The sequence below is a fragment of the Faecalicatena contorta genome (assembly GCF_021531895.1).
GTDB lineage: Bacteria > Bacillota > Clostridia > Lachnospirales > Lachnospiraceae > JAFBIX01.
On the sequence record NZ_JAFBIX010000004.1, the window covers coordinates 69,441 to 91,866 of the forward strand.

The following is a 22,426-nucleotide window of genomic DNA, read 5'->3' on the forward strand; positions in this document are numbered from 1 at the left end:
ATTTTTTAAAAATACTACGTCCCCAGGAGGATAGATATGAGAAGTGATACAGTTACAAAAGGGAAACAGCAGGCGCCTCATCGTTCTTTATTTAACGCATTGGGGCTTACAAAAGAGGAGATGGAGAGACCGTTAGTAGGTATTGTCAGCTCTTATAATGAGATCGTTCCGGGGCATATGAACCTGGATAAAATCGTGAATGCAGTCAAGCAGGGAGTTGCCATGGCAGGGGGAACGCCAATTGTATTTCCGGCAATTGCAGTATGTGATGGAATTGCGATGGGACATATTGGTATGAAGTATTCTCTGGTCACCAGAGATCTTATCGCGGATTCTACGGAAGCTATGGCAATGGCACATCAGTTTGATGCATTGGTCATGGTACCGAATTGTGATAAGAATGTGCCAGGACTTTTGATGGCTGCAGCCAGAATTAATGTGCCGACAATTTTTGTGAGCGGTGGTCCAATGCTGGCTGGACATGTAATGGGACAGAAGAGAAGCCTTTCCAGTATGTTTGAAGCAGTTGGAGCAAATGCAGCGGGTACCCTTTCGGATGAGGGATTGTGTGAATTTGAAAATAAAGTTTGTCCGACATGTGGTTCTTGTTCCGGTATGTATACTGCGAACAGCATGAATTGTCTGACGGAAGTGTTGGGTATGGGCCTTGGTGGAAATGGTACTATTCCAGCGGTATATTCAGAAAGAATCCGCCTTGCAAAACAAGCAGGCATGAAGGTTATGGAACTTTGGGAGAAGAATATTTGTCCGAGAGATATTATGACAGAGGATGCAATTTTAAATGCGTTAACTGTGGATATGGCATTGGGATGTTCAACAAATAGTATGTTGCATCTTCCAGCAATTGCACATGAAATTGGCATGGACTTTGAAATCGATTTTGCAAATGGAATCAGTGAGAAGACTCCAAATTTGTGTCACCTCGCACCGGCTGGCCCAACTTATATGGAAGATCTTAACGAAGCTGGTGGTGTTTATGCCGTTATGAATGAATTGAACAAGAAAGGTCTCCTTCATACAGAATGTATGACCGTTACCGGTAAGACAGTAGGTGAAAATATCAAAGATGCAGTCAATAAGAACCCGGAAGTTATTCGTCCAATCGATAACCCTTATTCTCAGACTGGCGGTCTTGCAGTATTAAAAGGAAATCTTGCGCCGGATGGAAGCGTTGTAAAACGTTCTGCAGTAGTGGAAGAGATGTTAGTGCACGAAGGACCTGCAAGAGTATTTGATTGTGAAGAAGATGCAATTGATGCAATCAAAGGCGGTAAGATTGTCGCTGGTGATGTTGTTGTTATTCGCTATGAAGGGCCAAAAGGCGGACCGGGTATGAGAGAAATGTTAAATCCGACTTCTGCAATTGCAGGAATGGGTCTTGGTTCTAGTGTGGCATTAATTACAGACGGCCGATTTAGCGGAGCATCCAGAGGAGCATCTATCGGTCATGTGTCACCGGAAGCGGCAGTCGGTGGACCAATCGCATTGGTAGAAGAAGGCGATATTATCAAGATTGACATTCCTAACCTGAAGTTAGAAATCGATGTTTCTGATGAAGAGCTGGCAAAGAGAAAAGAAGCATGGAAACCAAGAGAGCCAAAAGTAACAACTGGTTATCTGGCAAGATATGCATCTATGGTGACATCCGGAAACCGTGGGGCAATTCTGGAAATACCAAAGAATTAAGAAAAGATACTATAGATAGAACAGGAGAGCTTAAGGTATGCAATTGACAGGATCACAGATCGTAATCGAATGTTTGAAAGAACAAGGCGTGGATACCGTATTTGGATATCCAGGCGGAGCAATTTTGAATGTATACGATGAATTATATAAACATAGTGATGAGATCACCCATATCCTGACCTCACACGAGCAAGGAGCAGCTCATGCTGCAGATGGATATGCAAGAGCAACCGGAAAAGTTGGTGTATGTTTTGCCACCAGTGGGCCGGGAGCTACCAACCTGGTTACAGGAATTGCTACAGCATATATGGATTCTATTCCGATTGTAGCTATTACTTGTAATGTTGGAGTATCACTTCTTGGAAAAGATAGTTTTCAAGAGATCGATATTGCTGGAATTACTATGCCGATTACAAAGCATAATTTCATTGTCAAAGATGTAAAAAATCTTGCAGATACCATACGTAAGGCATTTGTTATTGCCAAAAAAGGAAGACCAGGTCCAGTTTTGATTGATATTCCAAAGGATGTGACTGCAAACAAGGCTGAGTATAAAAAAGCAGAGATTAAACCGGTAGTACCATCCACTGATATTTGCGAAGAAGATATCCAATCTGCATTGAAAATGATATCCAAGGCAAAGAAACCATACATATTTGTTGGTGGCGGAGCTGTATTATCTGGTGCCAGTGAAGAACTTTATACATTTGTAAAAAAAGTAGATGCACCAGTTACAGATTCCTTGATGGGAAAAGGAGCCTTCCCGGGAACAGATCCATTATATACAGGAATGTTGGGAATGCATGGAACTAAGACGTCCAATTATGGAGTTAGCGAATGTGATTTATTGATAGTAATCGGTGCAAGATTCAGTGACCGTGTAACAGGAAATGCAAAAAAATTTGCCAAAAATGCTAAAATCTTACAGTTTGATGTAGATGCGGCAGAAATGAATAAGAATGTTCTGATTACAGATGGGGTGGTAGGAGATATCAAAGTTGTTCTCAGTATTCTCAATGAACGTCTGGAACAGCAGAGCCACCCAGAATGGATAGAAAAGATCATGGATTATAAGAAGCGTTATCCATTATCTTATCATCCAGATATGTTAACAGGACCGTATGTTGTGGAAGAAATCTATCGTCAGACTCAGGGAGATGCAATTATTGTAACAGAAGTAGGACAGCATCAGATGTGGGCAGCACAGTTTTATAAATATACAAAACCGAGAACATTGTTGACTTCCGGAGGTCTTGGAACAATGGGGTATGGTCTTGGAGCATCCTTGGGTGCCAAGACAGGAATGCCAGACAAGACAGTAGTGAATATCGCCGGAGATGGTTGTTTCCGTATGAACATGAATGAAATTGCAACAGCTGTACGGCATAATATTCCGGTTATTCAAGTTGTAATCAATAACCATGTACTCGGAATGGTACGTCAATGGCAGAATCTATTCTATGAACAGAGATATTCGGCGACAGTTTTGAATGATGCTGTAGATTTTGTAAAACTTGCTGAAGCTATGGGTGCAGTTGGATTAAGAGCGACTACGAGAGATGAATTTAAAGAAGCGTTTAAAAAAGCCCTGTCTCTTGGAAAACCAGTAGTCATTGACTGTCAGATCGACTGTGACGAAAAGGTATGGCCAATGGTCGCACCGGGAGCAGCCATCAGTGAAGCGTTTGATGAAAAAGACTTGAAGGAAAAAAATAACTAATAAAGAAAATGGAGGAACTTGAAATGAGCAGAGTGTACAATTTTTCAGCAGGACCGGCAGTCTTACCGGAAGAGGTATTAAGAGAAGCAGCAGAAGAGATGTTAGATTATAATGGAACAGGAATGTCCGTGATGGAAATGAGTCACCGCTCGAAAGCGTTTCAGGAGATTATTGAAACTGCAGAGGCTGATATCCGCAAGTTGATGAATATACCGGATAATTATAAGGTATTATTCCTGCAAGGCGGAGCATCTCAGCAGTTTGCCATGATTCCAATGAATTTAATGAAAAATGGCGTGGCAGATTATATCGTAACAGGTCAGTGGGCGAAAAAAGCCGCTGCCGAGGCAGAAAAATATGGAAAAGTAAATATTGTCGCATCTTCTGCAGATAAGACATTCAGTTATATCCCAGATTGCTCTGATCTGCCAATATCAGAAGATGCAGATTACGTATATATCTGTGAGAATAATACAATCTATGGAACTAAGTACAAAGAACTTCCAAATACAAAAGGTAAGATTCTGGTAGCAGATGTATCCTCATGCTTCCTATCAGAGCCAATAGATGTTACAAAATACGGAGTCGTATATGGAGGTGTCCAGAAGAACGTAGGACCTGCAGGTACTGTTATCGTGATTATCAGAGAAGATCTGATTACAGATGATGTTCTTCCAGGAACACCGACAATGTTGAAGTATAAGACACATGCAGATGCAGGTTCTTTATACAATACACCGCCGGCTTATGGCATTTATATCTGCGGAAAGGTATTTAAATGGCTAAAAAAACAAGGTGGTCTTGAAGCAATGAAAGAGCACAATGAAAAGAAGGCAAAGATTCTCTATGATTTTCTGGATCAAAGCAAACTGTTCAAGGGAACAGTTGTGCCAAAAGATCGTTCTCTCATGAATGTACCATTTGTGACTGGCGACGCTGACCTGGATGCAAAATTCGTAAAAGAAGCTAAAGAAGCTGGATTAGAGAATCTGAAAGGCCATCGTACAGTAGGTGGAATGCGTGCAAGTATTTATAATGCAATGCCTGTAGAAGGTGTAGAAACATTAGTAGCATTTATGAAGAAGTTTGAGGAGGAGAATTTATAATCATGTATAAATATCATTGCTTAAATCCAATTTCTGGCATAGGATTGGAAGAATTTACAGAAAATTATGCACCAGTAAGCGCAGCAGAAGATGCAGATGCTATTTTGGTAAGAAGTGCAGGAATGCATGAAATGGAATTTGCACCTGAGTTAAAGGCAATTGCAAGAGCAGGGGCAGGAGTTAATAATATTCCTCTGGATAAATGTGCTGAGGAAGGAATTGTTGTATTTAACACTCCAGGTGCCAATGCAAATGGGGTAAAAGAGTTGGTTATTGCCGGAATGCTTCTGGCATCCAGGGATATCATTGGAGGAATCAACTGGGTGCAGGAAAATGAAGAAGATGGCAATATCGCCAAAGATGCCGAAAAAGCCAAGAAAGCATTTGCCGGATGCGAACTCGAGGGTAAGAAGTTAGGTGTTATTGGTCTGGGAGCTATCGGTGTATTGGTAGCGAATGCAGCAACGAATCTTGGAATGGACGTATACGGATATGATCCATATGTATCTGTTGAATCGGCATGGAAATTATCCAGAAACATCCATCATGCGAAGACGGTAGATGAATTGTATAAGGATTGTGACTATATTACAATTCATGTGCCAGCACTTGACAGTACCAAAGGAATGATTGATAAAAATGCAATCGGTCTTATGAAAAAGGGTGTTGTTGTTCTGAATTTTGCAAGAAATGTTCTGGTTGATGAAGAGGCAATGGTAGATGCACTGGTATCCGGGCATGTAAAACATTATGTATCTGATTTCCCGACACCTATTACAGCAGGAGTGAAAGGAGCAATTGTGATACCGCATCTTGGCGCTTCTACAGAAGAATCAGAAGATAATTGCGCAAAGATGGCAGTAAAAGAACTGAGAAATTATCTTGAGCATGGCAACATCAAAAACTCTGTAAATTACCCGGATTGTGACATGGGATACAGAGGAGAAAATACAAGAATTCTTCTCCTTCATCACAACGTTCCAAATATGATTGGACAGTTTACCAAGATTCTTGCAGACGACAACATGAACATTGCAGATATGACTAACAAGAGTAAAGGTGGATACGCATATACGATGATTGATATTGATTCAGATGTGCCGGAGAAAGTTGTAAAAGATCTGAAAAAAGTAGGAGAAGTATTGCGGGTTCGTGTTTTAAGATAGGAATTTAGATGAGTTAGTTGGTGATTGGGTGTGTGCGGCGCAAGGGAGTTGGATAGACTGTTCTGTATCCGATATCCTTCGCCAAGAATCCATAACATAAAAAAGAGTTGCAATTTCGTGACCGGACTGATTCACCGAGAAATTTGGATAATTTCTCGATTCAGCAGTCCTTTCGAATTTGGCTGGATGCCAAATTCTCACACGGAATTGCAACTCTTTTTTATGTAACGGATTCTATCGCTTGGATAGACGGATACAGAACAGTCTATCCAGCTCCCTTGCGCCTGACATTCCCAATTACTGAACGAACTCATCTGGGGAAATTCCTGGCGCGAAGCGCAATGGGGAACGATGTTTTTATACTATTCATCATTATTTCAATGGAAGAATCAGTTAGTTATTCTGCCAGTTTTTTGATAATATCTTTACTATGATCTTTCCCTCTGCATGACGCGCAGGAATTCTCCCAGATGAGGAAGTTGCGGACTTGGGGGATGTCAGGCGAGAAGATGGATGGGATGGTTGCCATTCGTTGGACAAGCGCTAGAATCCGTTACAGGAAAAGAAGCAGATATTATGTGTGAAGATTTGGCTTCAAGCCAAATCTGAGAAGGCTGCTGAGCCTCGAAATCATCAAGATTTCGGGGTGAATCAGCCTGATCACAAAATATCTGCTTCTTTTCCTGTTATGGATTCTTAGCGAAGGACTCCGCAATGGCAACCATCCCATCCATCCTCTCGTCGTACACACCCAATCACCAACTAACTCATCTAAATTCCCAATGACTCATTATGCTTTTTTAACAGTGCATGAATCTTATCTGTTGGGTTCAACACAGCTCCAATGGAAATATCATGGTTTAGTGCATCAATGATTAATGCGATGAATTTGCTCATATCTGCAACTACAAAATATGGTTTTTCATAAGCTACCGGAGGCAGATATGTGAGATTGGTCGTAATCACACGGTCGATGTAACCATTGTTATAATAATCGTCGAAAATATCGAAACCTTCTGTGAATAATCCAAAAGTGGTGCAGACAAACACACGGCTTGCTCCGCGTTCTTTGATCTGTCTTGCAACATCAAGCATACTTTCACCGGAAGATATCATGTCGTCAATTATAATGATATCTTTACCATGAATATCATCTCCCAAAAATTCATGTGCAACGATTGGGTTTTTGCCGTTGATGATAGTAGAGTAGTCACGACGCTTGTAAAACATACCCATGTTGACACCCAGTACGTTAGAAAAATATACCGCACGATGCATTGCACCCTCATCAGGGCTGACGATCATTAAGTGTTCTTTATCTACAATTAACTCCGGTTCTGCACGCAGAAGGGCTTTCATGAACTGATACGGAGGATTAAAGTTATCGAATCCATGTAGTGGGATGGAATTCTGCACTCTAGGATCATGCGCATCGAATGTAAGAATGTTATCGACGCCCATATCAATCAATTCCTGGAGTGCCAGAGCACAATCTAGAGATTCACGTTTGGTACGTTTATGTTGGCGGCTTTCATATAAGAATGGCATAATGACATTTAGACGATGTGCTTTACCGTTAGCAGCCGAGATAATACGTTTTAAGTCTTGATAATGATCGTCCGGAGACATGTGATTAAGATGTCCATTTACCTTGTAAGTCAGGCTGTAATTACATACATCAACCATGATGAACAGGTCTTTTCCTCGAATGGATTCACTAATTAGTCCCTTGGCTTCTCCAGAACCAAAACGCGGACAATTACATTTGACCAGATAGTTATCTAACTGATAACTGGAAAAAAGAGGGGAATCCAAAGATTCTTTTAATGTCTGCTGCCTAAATTGAACGATATAATCATTGACTTTTTGTCCAAGGTCTTTACATGAATCAAGAGCAGCAATTTTTAATGGCGCTATCGGAAGCGCATTTTCCATTAATTTAATATTCGGCATAGTAATCTCCTGTATTTTAGAATTTTATATTATGTTCTAAGTTATTTATATCACTTTTACTATAAAAAGGTCAACTACAGATTGGACTATTTGAAGAAGGTGTGCTATAGTAATGACAAAAGTTCATAAGGAGCAAATGTATGAAGCATGAGCATATAATAAAAGATGTCTTGCCGGGAAGCATTGCAGATGAATTAGGAATTGAGGCAGGAGATAAATTAATTTCTATAAATAATAATGAAATTGAAGATGTGTTCGATTATCATTTTTATGTTAATGATGAAGAGTTAGTTCTTTTGATTGAAAAGCCAAATGGTGAAGAATGGGAACTTGAGATAGAGAAAGATTACGAAGAAGATTTGGGAATTGAGTTTGAACAGGGGTTGATGGATGAATATCGCTCTTGCCATAATAAATGCATGTTCTGTTTCATTGATCAGATGCCGGAGGGAATGCGAGATACCTTATATTTTAAAGATGATGACTCCAGACTTTCTTTTTTACAGGGGAATTATGTGACACTGACAAATATGAGTGATCATGATATAGAACGTATTGTTCGTTATCATTTGGAGCCAATTAATATCTCTTTTCAGACAACAAATCCAGAGCTGCGTTGTAAGATGCTCCATAACCGTTTCGCCGGAGATGCTTTAAAAAAAGTGGATACACTGTATGAGAGCGGGATTCAGATGAATGGGCAGATTGTATTATGTAAAGGAATTAATGATGGCGAGGAGTTAGAAAGAAGCATTCGAGATTTATCAAAATATGTTCCGTGCCTGCAAAGCGTATCTGTTGTACCGGTAGGGCTTACCAAATACAGAGAGGGTCTGTATCCTTTGGAACCATTTACCCGTGAGGATGCAGTCAAGATCTTAGATACGATCCATAGGTGGCAGGACAAGTTCTACGAAGAATATGGAATCCATTTTATTCATGCCGGAGATGAATGGTATATTTTAGCAGGAGAAGAGATGCCAGAAGAAGAGCGGTATGATGGATATCTGCAGCTGGAGAATGGTGTGGGAATGTTGCGGTTGTTGGAAAATGAATTCGAAGAAGCTTATGAAAAAGTAGATGGGGATGATCGCGACAGGGAACTTTCAATTGCAACAGGGTTTCTGGCATATCCATATATACAAAAGATGGCTTCCAGGATAGAAGAGAAGTATTCCAATACCCAAATACATGTCTATCCGATTCGCAATGATTTTTTCGGAGAATTGATTACAGTGTCCGGATTGATTACAGGTCAGGATTTGATTCATCAGTTACAGAATCAAAAGCTGGGGGACAGATTATTGTTGCCATGTAACATGTTCCGCAGTCAGGAAGAGGTGTTTTTGGATGATATTACGCTTGCGCAGGTGGAAGATGCTTTACAAGTGCGGGCAGATATTGTAAAATCAAGCGGACAAGATTTTATAGATGTTATTGTCAATGAGATATTAGAATAGGAGTTTTAACATGAGTAAACCAGTTGTGGCTATTGTGGGGAGACCGAATGTCGGAAAATCAACTCTTTTTAATGTTTTAGCCGGTGAGATGATCTCAATTGTGAAAGATACGCCTGGTGTGACCAGAGACCGAATTTATGCAGATGTTTCCTGGCTGGATAAAGAATTTACCTTGATTGATACCGGTGGTATTGAACCGGAGAGTAAAGATATCATCTTATCACAGATGAGAGAACAGGCACAGATTGCGATTGATACTGCTGATGTAATCATATTTTTGACAGATGTCCGTCAGGGACTTGTGGATTCAGATTCTAAAGTTGCAGATATGTTAAGAAGATCTGGAAAACCAATTGTTCTGGCAGTAAATAAAGTCGACAATTTTGACAAGTTTATGCCGGATGTCTATGAATTTTATAATCTCGGGATTGGAGACCCGATGCCAATATCAGCAGCATCCAGACTTGGAATGGGAGATATGCTGGATGAGGTGGCAAAGTATTTTTCAGAACATTCTGGGGAAGAAGAAGAGGATGAACGTCCGAGAGTAGCAATCGTAGGTAAGCCCAATGTTGGAAAGTCATCGATCATTAATAAGTTATTAGGTGAACAGAGAGTCATTGTATCCAATGTAGCCGGAACAACCAGAGATGCAATTGATACAGAGATTGTTCACGATGGAAAAGAATATGTTTTTATCGATACGGCAGGTCTTCGAAGAAAGAATAAGATTAAAGAAGAAATTGAACGTTATAGCATTATCCGCACGGTAACTGCTGTAGAACGGGCAGATGTGGTGCTGGTGGTCATTGATGCCACAGAAGGTGTCACAGAACAGGATGCAAAGATTGCAGGAATTGCCCATGAACGCGGAAAAGGGATTATCATAGTTGTCAATAAGTGGGATGCTATTGAGAAGAATGATAAGACCATGCGGGAATATGAGAATGAGATTCGGCGTGTGCTGTCTTTTATGCCATATGCCGAAATCATGTATGTTTCTGCACAGACAGGGCAGCGTCTGCCTAAATTGTATGATATGATTGATATGATTATTGAAAATCAGACCATGCGTGTAGCAACGGGTGTCCTTAATGAAATCATGGCGGAGGCAGTAGCGATGCAGCAGCCTCCTTCTGACAAAGGAAAGAGACTAAAACTATATTATATTACGCAGGTGTCAGTTAAACCGCCAACATTCGTTATATTTGTAAATGACAAAGAATTGATGCATTTCTCATATACAAGATATCTTGAGAATAAGATTCGAGAGGCATTCGGATTCAGAGGAACGTCTCTGAAATTCTTTATTCGAGAAAGAAAGGAAAAGGATCACTAGTTATGGAACGTTTGATATGTGTAATGATCGGATATGTGTTTGGATTATTTCAGACAGGATATATATATGGGAAGATGCATAATATTGATATTCGTAAACAGGGAAGCGGCAATGCCGGGACAACCAATGCGCTTCGCACAATGGGTTGGAAAGCAGGCTTGGTTACCTTCCTTGGCGATTGTTTTAAATGCGTGTTTGCTGTGGTTATAGTTCACCTCCTTTATGGCAAGACCCATGCCGATATGATACCGCTTCTTGCAATGTATGCAGGTATGGGGGCAGTTCTTGGGCATAACTACCCATTTTATCTCAAATTTAAAGGAGGAAAAGGAATTGCGGCAACAGCAGGGCTTCTGGTCAGTACAACAAATGTGTGGATGGTACTGATTTGTCTGGTGGCATTTGTAGCAATTGTAGGCGTAACAAGATATGTTTCATTAGGTTCTCTTGCGGTTGTTATTATATATCTTGTGGAAGTTGTGGTATATGGACAGATGGGAGGATTTGGAGTGGCAGCGAATTATCTCTGTGAGATGTATGCGATTGTTGCGTTCTTGATGCTGTCAGCCTTCTTTAAACATAGAGCAAATATTCAAAGATTATTATCTGGCACGGAGAATAAATTAAGCGTCGGAAAAAATAAATAAGTAATAAAAGAAAGGAACGGATACGATTATGGCAAATGTAGGCATTATGGGAGCAGGAAGCTGGGGAACTGCTTTGGCACTTTTGCTCCACAAAAATGGTCATCAGGTAACGGTCTGGTCAATCAATGAAGATGAGGTAAAGATGCTTTCGGAAAAGAGGGAACATGAAAGTAAACTTCCTGGCGTTAAGATTCCAGAAGATATGATGTTCACAACGGATATCGAAAGCACTGTAAAGGGAAAAGATTTTGTGGTTCTTGCGGTTCCGTCTCCATTTACAAGAAGTACTTCTCGTAATATGTGTCCTTTTATTGCAGAAGGACAGATCATCGTGGATGTGGCAAAAGGAATCGAAGAAAGTACATTAATGACTCTTTCGCAGCAGATTGAGGAAGAGATACCTCAGGCAGATGTGGCAGTATTGTCAGGACCGAGCCATGCAGAGGAAGTAGGAAGAGGCCTTCCGACAACGGTTGTCATTGGGGCAAGAACTAAGAAGACGGCAGATTATCTTCAGGAAATGTTTATGAGTGAAGTGTTCCGTGTATATACAAGCCCGGATATTCTGGGAATGGAACTAGGTGGTTCACTTAAGAATGTTATTGCTCTGGCAGCTGGAATTGCAGATGGATTGGGATATGGTGATAACACAAAAGCAGCTCTTATTACCAGAGGAATTGCAGAGATTGCAAGACTCGGTGTTAAGATGGGCGGTGCAATTGAAAGTTTTACAGGACTTACAGGTATCGGTGATCTGATCGTAACATGTGCCAGTGTGCATAGCCGTAACCGAAAGGCAGGTTACCTTATAGGTCAGGGAATGAGTATGCAGGAGGCAATGGATGAAGTCAAGATGGTGGTTGAAGGTGTATATTCTACGAAAGCAGCTGTAAAATTAGGAGAAAAATATGATGTTTCGCTTCCAATCATCAATAAAGTAAATGAAGTATTATTTGAAAATAAAGATCCAAGAGAAGCTGTGAACGAACTTATGCTTCGAGATAGTAAAGCTGAACATACTGCTTTACCTTGGAAAGAATAAAAAGAACGGAGGTTTTTAAAGACCTCCGTTCTTTTTTTCTATGAACTGTTTGAATTCATGAACAATAGGTGCCTGATATACATTTTTTAAAGTTGCCATGTAAAAAATACGCTCCCAGGTGGAATTTGTAATCTCAATGATTTTAACTGGCATATTATTTAATGTTGGCATGTGTGGAATAATTGCGATTCCAAATCCAGCACTTACAAGATCTGCCACAATCTGGTCGTCGCCTATGGAGTAGGCAACTTTGGGACGTCCGCCACAATCTTCGAATAATTTGTCTATCACAGGTTCTAGTCCACTTTCTTTTGAGAACATAATCTGAGGATAAGGGAGAGTTTCTGCAAGATCTACAGAATCTCGATTTTCCAAGGGATGACCTTTGGGTACAATGAGCACCAGCTTTTGTTTGGAAATTGGAACAAAATCAATCAAAGGTTCATTTTCCTGCAGTGTACAGAAAGCGATATCATAGCGGCGTTTTTTTAATCCATGAAGAATATCTGAAGTCAATCCGGTAGATGTATGAAAATAGAAGTCAATTCCTTTATCCGGTTGTGAATCTAGAAAATCTTTTGCATGGCGAGAAACAATAGTACTGAGAGAAGGAAGCATGGCGATGTCAATATGTCCTTCACCGCTTCCCGTCATTTGTAACTTGTTAATACATGAATCCAGTATACAGAGCGAATGTTCAACATCATCTAGGAATGCCTGCCCGCATTTGGTCAGAACAACATTGCGACCATCTTTTTCGAATAATTTTACCCCAAGTTCTTTTTCGAGAGAAGAGATGGCATGACTGAGACTTGGTTGAGTGATTGATAATATCTCCGCTGCTTTCGTGTAATGTTCTAAGTGGGCCAGTGTTACAAAATATCTTAAATGATATAGATTCATAAGACTTCCCCTTTCGTCATTTGTTTGAGCATATCTTAACATGAACTTAAAATAAAATCCACGAATTTTATTGCCCCAACAATTAGTTCTATTATTAATGCCAGAATTGGGTAAAATGTATTGATAAATGTAATAATTTTTGATTGAAAATCTTGCGTTTATCCAGATATTTCCAGCTGATTTTCTTAGTCTAAATCAAAAATAGACCGCATATATTCTAACAGCATAGACGTAAAGGAGTCAGGACAATGGATCAGTATCATTTATACAAAGATATACAGGCAAGGACCAACGGAGAGATATACATAGGAGTTGTAGGACCGGTGCGGACGGGAAAATCAACATTTATCAAACGATTTATGGATGTTCTGGTATTACCACATATGAAGGATGAGCATGGCAAAGAACGGACAAGGGATGAATTGCCGCAGTCTGCTTCTGGACGTACTATTATGACAACAGAACCCAAATTCGTTCCTAAGGAAGCGGCCGAAATTCAGGTGTCAGATGATGTCACAGTGAAGGTGCGTTTGATTGATTGTGTGGGATATATGGTAGAAGGAGCATCAGGACATATTGAGGGGAATGAAGAAAGACAGGTAAAAACGCCTTGGTTCGATCATGAGATTCCCTTTACAAAAGCAGCAGCCATCGGAACCAGAAAGGTGATTCATGATCATGCAACGATAGGAATAGTAGTGACAACAGATGGCTCAATTACAGATATTCCAAAAGAAAATTATCGTGACGGAACCGAGAAAACAATCCGGGAGTTGCAGAGTATTGGCAAGCCATTTATTGTACTGGTTAATTCTAAGAAGCCATATGGGGATGAGGCAAAGCAGACTGTAGAAGAATGGGAAAAACAGATGGGGGTATGTGCATTACCGGTGAATTGTGAACAGTTAAAAGAAGAAGATATTATGCGGATTATGGAGGCTGTGCTCTATGAATTCCCAATATCAGAAATTCAATTCTATATTCCGAAATGGACAGAGATGCTCTCGAGAGATCATAAAATTAAGCAAGATATGTTGGTACATATAAAAAATGTTATGGGTCATTTTTGCGAGATTAAAGATGCTGCGGCCGGAATTGAGAAACCAGACAGTTCATATATAGAAGATATGAAAGTAGATTGTATCGAAATGGATACGGGATGTGTTAAAGTTCGGATTGCTGTAGCAGAGAAGTTTTATTATGAGATGTTGAGTGAATTGACAGGGACACATATAGCCGGACAATATGAATTGATTTCGACAATGAAAAGTCTGTCGGAGTTAAAAGCAGAATATGAAGGAGTACGAGATGCATTTTCTGCTGTAAAGATGAAAGGGTATGGGATGGTCTGCCCGAAAAAAGAAGAGATTACATTAGAAGAACCGACGATTATTAAACAAGGTAACAAATACGGAGTTAAGATTCATTCAGAGGCTCCATCTATTCATCTGATCCGGGCTAATATTGAGACAGAAATAGCACCGATCGTGGGAAGTGAACAGCAAGCAGAAGATTTGATACGATATATTAAAGATACAAAGGAGCGGGAAGGAGGTATCTGGGGAACGAATATCTTTGGAAAATCCATTGAAGAACTGGTAATGGATGGAATGAGGAATAAGATGGCAATGATCAATGATGAAAGTCAGGAAAAACTTCAGGATACCATGCAGAAAATTGTAAATGACAGTAATGGCGGACTGGTATGCATCATCATCTGACACTTTATAGATTCCTACATATATTATAGAGAAAAATAAATAACAGGAATATGCAAGATGATGGAAAATTATGTAACATTATCAATAGAAACACACCTGTTTTTTGCAAGAATCATGAAGGAACACGCATTGTTTCTTGAGGCAGGATTCCCATGCAAAGAAACACAGTGGATTCAAAGAGCAGACCGACTGCGTAATGAGTTCGAGAATCTGTTGCGTCAGGTCATGCAGTTTAATTGTGGCCTGATGAACCATGAGATATTGAAATCACAAGAACTGGTCACACAGTTCACACTTCAGGCAGAGAGAAGAACTAGTCAGTTAACGGGAATTTCGATTGACCATAGAATTACAATGGCAGAACAACAGCTTGAAGCAGATTGTTCTGGCAATAGACACAAAAGAATGATACGTTCGATCGATCAGTTGAATCGAAAGGCTATTCATTTGTTGGATGAATTGATAGGATTTAAGGAAAGTATCTTAAGAGAAGTGGAGGAAGGATGTTTATTTACATTTAATTATCCATTGTTAATCCAGCACATTTTAAGGGAAGCAAAATTGTACCGGTCAATTTTGACTGACTTGGTTGAAGATCAGCGAGTATCCTATAAAAAAATCAGAGATCAGGAGATGTTCTGGAATCAGATCATGATGGAACATGCATGGTTTATCCGGGGACTTCTCGACCCGACAGAGACAGAATTAATCGAATCGGCAGATCATTTTGCAGTGGAATATGGCGAATTACTTGAAATGGCAAGGACGCAGAATTGTAAGGCGATGGATGGGATACGGAGAAAATCTCTGGAAGAGACATTAAAGTATCGAAAATTCAAAGAGGCAGGAGCAGAAGGTATTCTGAATTGTGAGATTGCATCCCTCATATTACCATTATTGGCGGACCATGTGTTACGGGAAGCCAATCACTATATCCGAATCTTGGAATGTGGAATGGAAAGGACCTACTAAAAGATGTTGGAATTATGTGATTACTCATTGCGCAGAAAAGTCCGCTGCTATGAGATAGAGGCGATAGAAATTCCGATTGTATATAATAAATATGGAGATCATGACCCAAATGGTCTTCTCTATGTGTTAAAGAAGGATGCAGATCGAATACGCAAAAATGCAATCCGGAATTTTCAGAAAGATATTCCACAGCCTTATGAAGAAGTGAAGCCGCTGGTTATCCGGGCAAATGTAGGAGAGAAAGTAGAGATTATTTTCTCTCATTCGTTGAATCGGCCATTGTCTATACATGTACAGGGACTGGCTTATGACGTTCAGACTTCGGATGGCGCCAGTGTAGGATATAATAAGGATACAACAACGCAGAATCAGATTTTATATACATGGTATGCAGATCGAGAAGGAGTCTATCTGTTTCAGGATATGGGAGATACCAGAAGTAGTGAAGATGGTACGAATGTACATGGATTATTTGGTGCGATTATTGTGGAAGAAGCAGAATCCAGATGGCTGGACCCAGAGAGCGGAAAAGAGCTGGAAAGTGGATTGTTTGCAGATATCTATCATCCCTGGAAACCTGCTTTTCGGGAATATGCGGTATTTTTCCATGATGAACTGGAAATCAAAGACAAAGATGGTAATCAGCCGAAAGATCCTCATACAGGGCTTCCCTCTGCTACAACAGCAATCAGCTATCGTGCAGAACCCATGAGGAACCGAATGCCGCTGACAGAAGAACATGCAGATACGGGAGAAGATATTTCCATGAGTTCCTGGGTCTATGGAGATCCGGCGCCACCGATCCTGAAGGCGTATGTAGGGGATCCGGCGAAGATCCGTCTGGTTCATGGAGGAATCAAAGAGACGCATGTATTCCATCTGCACAATCATCAGTGGAGACTGGAAGGACAAAATCCGAATTCTACGATCATAGATTCTATTTCCATCAGTCCTCAGGAATGTTATACGTTGGATATCTTGCACGGAGCAGGGAGTCTGAACAGAACGATTGGGGATGTCATTTTCCATTGCCATTTGTATCCGCATTTCCATGAAGGAATGTGGACCTTGTGGAGAATCTATGACAGACTGCAGGATGGAACAGGATGCCTGCCAGACGGAACGGTTATCCCGCCATTACAGCCATTAAAAGACAGAGTTCTTCCGCCAAAGAAAGAAAAGGAACATCCGGGATATCCGAATTTTATTCAAGGTGAATCGGGAGAAAGACCATTGCAACCACCGTTGGGAATCGTTGATAATGAAGGTGATAACCAGATTGAGCCAACAGAACTGGAACGGGCGAATTTTGTAGAAGACTTTGAGCCTGGAGCGCTCTATACAGATACCTGTCCATGTTATACAGATGCTCGTTCCCCTGGAGATGATGGATGTGAATGTTGGGGAGAAACGGATGAAAAGGTGAAGATTTTTGAGATTGCGCTGGTACAGGCGAAGGTAGTATACAATCGTTACGGATGGCATGATCCCCAGGGAAGATTCTTTGTAATGAAGGAAGAACTGGAAAAACATGGAGGATTGGAATCCTATATTCGAAAAGTAGAAAAAGAACAGATTCAGGTAGAACCGCTTGTCATCCGGGCAAATGCAGGTGATTGTATTGAAGTGAGATTGACAAATCTTCTGCCGGAATATTTAAATGCGAGTCCATTCCAGATGGAGACAAAAACGGATATCGTGGGATACCATATTCATCTGGTAAAATTCGACACGATTGTATCTGATGGAGCAGCGAATGGATGGAATAATATTGCAGGAGCAAGACAGTATGAGACATTGATAGAACGTTTCTTTGCTAATACGGAGTTAAGAACGGTATTCTTCCATGATCATCTATTCGCAAATTCACACCAGCAGCATGGAGTGTTTGGCGCTTTAGTCATAGAAGAAGCAGGTGCAACATTTCACGATATACGTACAGGAGAAATATTGCCATATGGTACCAAAGCAGTCATACGCAGGCGTGATGGAACATCGTTCCGAGAGTATGCTTTATTTGTCCATGACTTTGCATTGCTTTTTGATAAGAAGGGAAAAGCGCTGAATCCACCGGAAGTTCCTGGATCTCATGATGATCCTGGAGTGATGGGAATTAATTACCGCTGTGAACCAATGCGGGAGAGACTTTCTGGAAATAATGATCCAGCTTATATTTTTAGTTCTTATGTTCATGGGGATCCAGTAACGCCAGTTTTGGAGACGTATCCGGGAGATGAATTGATGATCCGCCTGCTGGATGGGGCTCATGAAGAACAGCATGCTCTTAATATTACTGGGATGTCTTGGAAAAAAGAAGTTGCAGATATCGTGTCACCAGATGTAGCTTCTCAGACACTGGGGATATCAGAAGCATTCAATATTCGGATTACAAAGTCATATGGTCCGGGGGATTATCTGTATTATTTTGGTGGAATTGACGATGTCTGGTTAGGATTATGGGGAATTATCCGTGTGTATCAGCATCAGGAAAAATGTCTGAAGCCATTATGCAAGGAGAAAAATCAGATCCTTCCACTTCCGCCATGTCCTGGAAGAAATGCTGTCATACGCCGTTATGAAGTTGCAGCAATTCAAAAGAATATTCTATATAATGAATACGGAGATCATGATCCCGATGGACTACTTTTTGTTCCGATTGATGATGCAGAACGAGTTCTGACTGGAAAGCAAAGACCAAGACCTTTGATTCTAAGGGCAAACGCAGGTGACTGGATTGAAGTAACGCTTCACAATCTGTTTGATCCGAGAAAACCAGTTACATATTATGATTATCCGAAAGTACCATTGGATATTGCCCACAGGCCATCAATGCGCGTTTCACTGAATCCGCAGTTCCTACAATATGATCCGCTATATGACTCTGGTGTCAATATAGGATATAACAATCGAGAACAGACAGTAGGAATTGGGGAAAGTAAGAAGTATCTCTGGTATGCAGACCGAGAATATGGTGCATGTATCATTCAGTCTTTTGGCGACATGAGAAATCACAGATATCATGGATTATTCGGAACAATTTTAATCGAACCGGCAGGATCAAAGTGGTATCAGAATTCATCTCTTAAGAAAGCAATCTATGATGAAGAAGCTGTCATTGCGCCGCCGGATGCAGAGCATTTCCGCGAGTGTGTAGTATTGGTACAAAACGGAATTCGTCTGCTGGATAAAGAGAATAAGCTGATTCAGACAGCAGCAGGCGAAAGGGAAGAAGTAGATGCAGAAGATACAGGAGAAAAGGGATACAATTATCGCTCGGAAAGATATGCAAACAGACTAAAACGGGATTCAAGAATTGCGAAGATATTCAGCAGTAAAGTTCATGGTGATCCGGCAACCCCGTTATTCAGAGCTTATGCAGGAGATCGAGTCATCTTCCGTACGATGATGCCGGCTGATAAACCTAGAAATGTTGGATTTTGCATACATGGACATGAGTGGAAGGAGCAGCCAGAGGATTCTCATTCCAGAATCATCTCTGTACAAGGAGCAGTCAGCATCGGAAATACATTCAATCTGGAATTGAAAGAGGGTGCTTCCTGTCCGGGAGATTACCTATATCGGTCCGGAAGTCTGAAATGGGATGTAGAATCCGGTATGTGGGGAATCTTCCGTGTAATGAAACATGGAATTAAGAGAAAATGTAAGGATGTATGCCACAGAACTTTCGCATGCATCTGTGGAAAAAGGACTTGAATCTGAGGAGAAAAGTAGTATAATAGTCATGACAAAGGAGTCACATGTTTCTATGTGACTCCTTTTTATGTTAAATTGAAGGAACAAAGGAGATTGGAAAATGAAGGATTATACGTTTAAAGTACCTCAGGACATCGTGTTTGGAATGGGCTCATTAAAGAGACTGCCAGAATTGCTGGAAAAATGTGGTTCTAAAAAAATGATGATTATTTCTGACCATGGCCTGGAAAAATTAGGAGTTGTTGAGAAGATTCAGAAAATTGTTGAAGATGCGGGAATTGAGACTTGCACATTCCTTGATATTTTACCGAATCCAACGGTTGATATGGTGGATGCGGCAACGAAGATATATAAAGAGTCTGGAGCGACCAGTATTGTAGCATTAGGTGGAGGAAGTCCGATGGATGTGGCGAAAGCAGTTGGTGTACTGGCAAGGTATGGTGGATCTATTGTGGAATATGAAGGCGCACATCTGGTACCAGGTTCCATTGAACCAATCATTGCGATTCCAACTACGGCAGGAACCGGAAGCGAGGTTACTGCATTTTCTGTTATTACGGATACCTCCAGAAATTATAAATTAACAGTATTCAGTTACGAGTTGCTTCCAAAATACGCATTGCTGGATCCAGAGATGATCATGTCTGTACCACCATCAATTGCAGCATCTTGTGGTATTGATGCGCTGATCCATGCCTGGGAAGCATATACTTCTCTGGGAGCATCTCCATTCTCAGATGCGATGGCAGAAAAAGCTATGGAGCTGATAGGAGGAAATATCCGCCGATTCGTCGCAAACCGTCAAGATGAAGAAGCTGCCTGCGCGATGATGTCAGGAAGTATGTTCGCTGGTATTGCATTTGCATGGGCAAGACTTGGCAATGTCCATGCTATGTCCCATCCGGTCAGTGCGTTCTTCGGTGTTCCACATGGCGTGGCGAATTCGATTCTTCTTCCAGTCATTGTAGAATATAATGCACTTGCAGATCACGGCCGGTATGAAAAGATCTACAATTACATCCGTGAGAAAAAGGAACCTGTTTCTGATTTCAGACCGGAGATGCTGGTAGAAGAGATTAAGAAGCTGAATGCGGATCTTGGAATTCCAAAGACATTATCAGAGGTTGGTGTGACAGAAGATAAGATTCCACAGATGGCGGCAGATGCAATGAAGAGTGGTAATATTGCTGCTAATCCAAGACAGTCTACATTAAAAGATATTGAGATGCTGTATCATAAAGCAATGTAACATTGGAAATCTATGGATCAGATTTCGAGAAAGTGAATACAGAAATGGCGCCAGGGGTAGAACTTGGCGCTGTTTTTATGTTATACTGTTACAGTGCGTTCAATCTAATGTGATGCAAATGATAAAAGCAGGGAGAAAGAATATGCATAGAAAAATATTAAAGCAATTAAGTATTATTTTGTGTCTTTGTCTTATAGCAGAGTTTATCGTTTCGCTGCTTCCGATTACATTTCCAAGCAGTGTCATGGCGATATTGATACTTGCATTGTTACTAGGAACAAAGACACTAAAAGAAGAACAGATTCAGGAGACAGGAGATTTTCTGCTGTCCAATATGGCGTTAGTCTTTGTGCCGTTGTCAATAGGAATGATTGAGGATCTAGAACTTTTAAAAGGGCAGATCGTAGGGTTTGTTGTGGTTGTGATGATCTCATTGGTTCTGACATTCCTTGGAACCTATGCATCTGTGAGGGCTGTTCAGATCTGTATGAAAAAAATAGGAGAAAAAGGAGAAAAGAATCATGAGTGAAATCTGGTCAAATCCTTTGTTTGGTGTGTTGTTAACTGTCTTTTCCTTCTATATCGGCGGACAGGTGTCGAAGAAAATAAAATCACCGATTGCAAATCCGCTTTTGATTGCCATGGTAATCTGTGTTCTTGTGATGAAGGTGTTACATATCTCTTACGATGATTATATGGAAGGAGCACAATTTGTATCCATGTTTCTTGTACCGGTGACTGCGATGCTTGGGTTGTCCATCTACAGGCAGCGGGCGGTTCTGAAAGAACAATTTTTCCCAATTGTAATCGGATGCCTGCTTGGAAGCATCTTGTCGATGGGAAGTACAGTAATCTTGTGCCGTATGCTGGTAATGCATGAGGAGATGATATATTCGCTACTTCCAAAGTCTGTGACCACGGCGATTGCCCTGGATGTATCGGAGCAATTAGGCGGATTAAAATCCATCACGATGATGGCAGTGATCATCTGTGGAACTGTCGGTGCAATCATCCATCCGTTTTTGATCAAATTATTTCGTCTCAAAGATCCAGTGGCAACAGGTGTTGCTTTTGGGACCGCAAGTCATGCAATAGGAACGGCGAAAGCACTCGAGATTGGAGAAGTAGAAGGTGCAGTCAGCGGAGTCGCAATGGGGGTTGCTGGAATTTGCACGGTTATCATTGCATTATTTCTGTAAAAGATATAATATATAAAATATATGAACACTGATGAAAAATTAGATGGAGGTACAATATGAGAGTTGCGATTATCACAGCGAACACTGATATATACAGAGGAAATGAAGAAAATAAGAGTGGAGAAGTGATTAAGAAGATCGTGGAAGAAGCAGGACTTGAGATTGTATTTATGAGAGCTCTTCCAACAGATAGAGAAGTGTTATCAACAGTCATGGAGAGATTGGCAGATGGGCATCTGACAGACCTTGTCCTGACGACAGGCGGAGCTGGATGCGGTCCGGAAGACTGTACACCGGAAGCAACCATGGATGTGGTAGAAAGACCGCTGCTTGGCATTCCGGAAGCTATGCGTGCCCATACCATGCAGCTGACAAAGCGTTCTATGCTGAATAGAAGTACAGCTGGTATCCGTAAGGATGTATTGATTGTTAATCTGCCGGGTAAGCCGCAGGCAGTTAAGGAAAGTCTCCGTTATCTGCTTCCAGAGATCATGCATGCAGTAGATGTCATTCAGGGAGAGGCTTAAA

The 22,426-nt window shown here is 40.9% G+C and carries 17 protein-coding genes; 15 read left to right on the forward strand and 2 right to left on the reverse strand.

Annotated elements, in window-relative coordinates:
- Window positions 1-36 precede the first annotated feature (36 nt).
- Genes ilvD through JQM81_RS02120 form a run of 4 tightly spaced genes read left to right on the forward strand, consistent with a single transcriptional unit; the run spans window position 37 to window position 5,699 of the window.
- On the forward strand, window positions 37-1,707 hold the full coding sequence (gene ilvD / locus JQM81_RS02105; RefSeq protein WP_235231878.1) for a dihydroxy-acid dehydratase: 1,671 nt from the start codon (window positions 37-39) through the stop codon (window positions 1,705-1,707).
- A gap of 37 nt (window positions 1,708-1,744) precedes the next feature.
- The gene (gene ilvB, locus JQM81_RS02110) at window positions 1,745-3,427 is read left to right on the forward strand and encodes a biosynthetic-type acetolactate synthase large subunit (protein ID WP_235231879.1); all 1,683 of its coding nucleotides are present in this window, start codon (window positions 1,745-1,747) and stop codon (window positions 3,425-3,427) included.
- 23 nt (window positions 3,428-3,450) lie between these two features.
- Complete coding sequence (serC, locus tag JQM81_RS02115; RefSeq protein ID WP_235231880.1) at window positions 3,451-4,533, forward strand: 3-phosphoserine/phosphohydroxythreonine transaminase; 1,083 nt, start codon at window positions 3,451-3,453, stop codon at window positions 4,531-4,533.
- A gap of 2 nt (window positions 4,534-4,535) precedes the next feature.
- Window positions 4,536-5,699 (forward strand): phosphoglycerate dehydrogenase, encoded by a 1,164-nt coding sequence (locus tag JQM81_RS02120; RefSeq protein ID WP_235231881.1) that lies wholly within the window; start codon window positions 4,536-4,538, stop codon window positions 5,697-5,699.
- A gap of 771 nt (window positions 5,700-6,470) precedes the next feature.
- Here JQM81_RS02120 and JQM81_RS02125 read toward each other — a convergent pair.
- Window positions 6,471-7,652 (reverse strand): ribose-phosphate pyrophosphokinase, encoded by a 1,182-nt coding sequence (locus JQM81_RS02125; protein ID WP_235231882.1) that lies wholly within the window; start codon window positions 7,650-7,652, stop codon window positions 6,471-6,473.
- A 140-nt stretch (window positions 7,653-7,792) separates the two neighbouring features.
- On the opposite strand from JQM81_RS02125, the gene JQM81_RS02130 reads away from it, so the two are divergent.
- The 4 genes from JQM81_RS02130 to JQM81_RS02145 are packed head-to-tail and all read left to right on the forward strand — an operon-like array spanning window position 7,793 to window position 12,140.
- On the forward strand, window positions 7,793-9,112 hold the full coding sequence (locus JQM81_RS02130; protein WP_235231883.1) for a DUF512 domain-containing protein: 1,320 nt from the start codon (window positions 7,793-7,795) through the stop codon (window positions 9,110-9,112).
- A gap of 10 nt (window positions 9,113-9,122) precedes the next feature.
- On the forward strand, window positions 9,123-10,451 hold the full coding sequence (gene der / locus JQM81_RS02135) for a ribosome biogenesis GTPase Der (RefSeq protein ID WP_235231884.1): 1,329 nt from the start codon (window positions 9,123-9,125) through the stop codon (window positions 10,449-10,451).
- Window positions 10,452-10,453: 2 nt separating this feature from the next.
- Window positions 10,454-11,098: a glycerol-3-phosphate 1-O-acyltransferase PlsY gene (gene plsY, locus JQM81_RS02140; RefSeq protein ID WP_235231885.1), complete on the forward strand. Its 645-nt coding sequence runs from the start codon at window positions 10,454-10,456 to the stop codon at window positions 11,096-11,098.
- A 28-nt stretch (window positions 11,099-11,126) separates the two neighbouring features.
- Window positions 11,127-12,140, forward strand: a complete 1,014-nt coding sequence (locus JQM81_RS02145; protein ID WP_235231886.1) for an NAD(P)H-dependent glycerol-3-phosphate dehydrogenase — start codon at window positions 11,127-11,129, stop codon at window positions 12,138-12,140.
- 15 nt (window positions 12,141-12,155) lie between these two features.
- On the opposite strand, the gene JQM81_RS02150 is transcribed toward JQM81_RS02145, so the two are convergent.
- Window positions 12,156-13,043: a LysR family transcriptional regulator gene (locus JQM81_RS02150; protein WP_235231887.1), complete on the reverse strand. Its 888-nt coding sequence runs from the start codon at window positions 13,041-13,043 to the stop codon at window positions 12,156-12,158.
- A 248-nt stretch (window positions 13,044-13,291) separates the two neighbouring features.
- On the opposite strand from JQM81_RS02150, the gene spoIVA reads away from it, so the two are divergent.
- From spoIVA to JQM81_RS02185, 7 genes are all read left to right on the forward strand, one after another.
- Complete coding sequence (gene spoIVA, locus JQM81_RS02155; protein ID WP_235231888.1) at window positions 13,292-14,764, forward strand: stage IV sporulation protein A; 1,473 nt, start codon at window positions 13,292-13,294, stop codon at window positions 14,762-14,764.
- A gap of 57 nt (window positions 14,765-14,821) precedes the next feature.
- Window positions 14,822-15,736: a DUF2935 domain-containing protein gene (locus JQM81_RS02160; RefSeq protein ID WP_328282587.1), complete on the forward strand. Its 915-nt coding sequence runs from the start codon at window positions 14,822-14,824 to the stop codon at window positions 15,734-15,736.
- A 3-nt stretch (window positions 15,737-15,739) separates the two neighbouring features.
- On the forward strand, window positions 15,740-19,450 hold the full coding sequence (locus JQM81_RS02165; RefSeq protein WP_235231889.1) for a multicopper oxidase domain-containing protein: 3,711 nt from the start codon (window positions 15,740-15,742) through the stop codon (window positions 19,448-19,450).
- A 100-nt stretch (window positions 19,451-19,550) separates the two neighbouring features.
- Window positions 19,551-20,699: an iron-containing alcohol dehydrogenase gene (locus JQM81_RS02170; protein WP_235231890.1), complete on the forward strand. Its 1,149-nt coding sequence runs from the start codon at window positions 19,551-19,553 to the stop codon at window positions 20,697-20,699.
- 142 nt (window positions 20,700-20,841) lie between these two features.
- Window positions 20,842-21,228 carry a CidA/LrgA family protein gene (locus JQM81_RS02175; RefSeq protein WP_235231891.1) on the forward strand — a complete coding sequence of 129 codons (387 nt, stop codon included), beginning with the start codon at window positions 20,842-20,844 and terminating at the stop codon, window positions 21,226-21,228.
- Window positions 21,221-21,898: an LrgB family protein gene (locus tag JQM81_RS02180; RefSeq protein WP_235231892.1), complete on the forward strand. Its 678-nt coding sequence runs from the start codon at window positions 21,221-21,223 to the stop codon at window positions 21,896-21,898. Before JQM81_RS02175 ends, JQM81_RS02180 begins: the two co-directional genes overlap by 8 nt.
- A 56-nt stretch (window positions 21,899-21,954) precedes the next feature.
- Complete coding sequence (locus JQM81_RS02185) at window positions 21,955-22,425, forward strand: MogA/MoaB family molybdenum cofactor biosynthesis protein (protein WP_235231893.1); 471 nt, start codon at window positions 21,955-21,957, stop codon at window positions 22,423-22,425.
- Window position 22,426 lies beyond the last annotated feature (1 nt).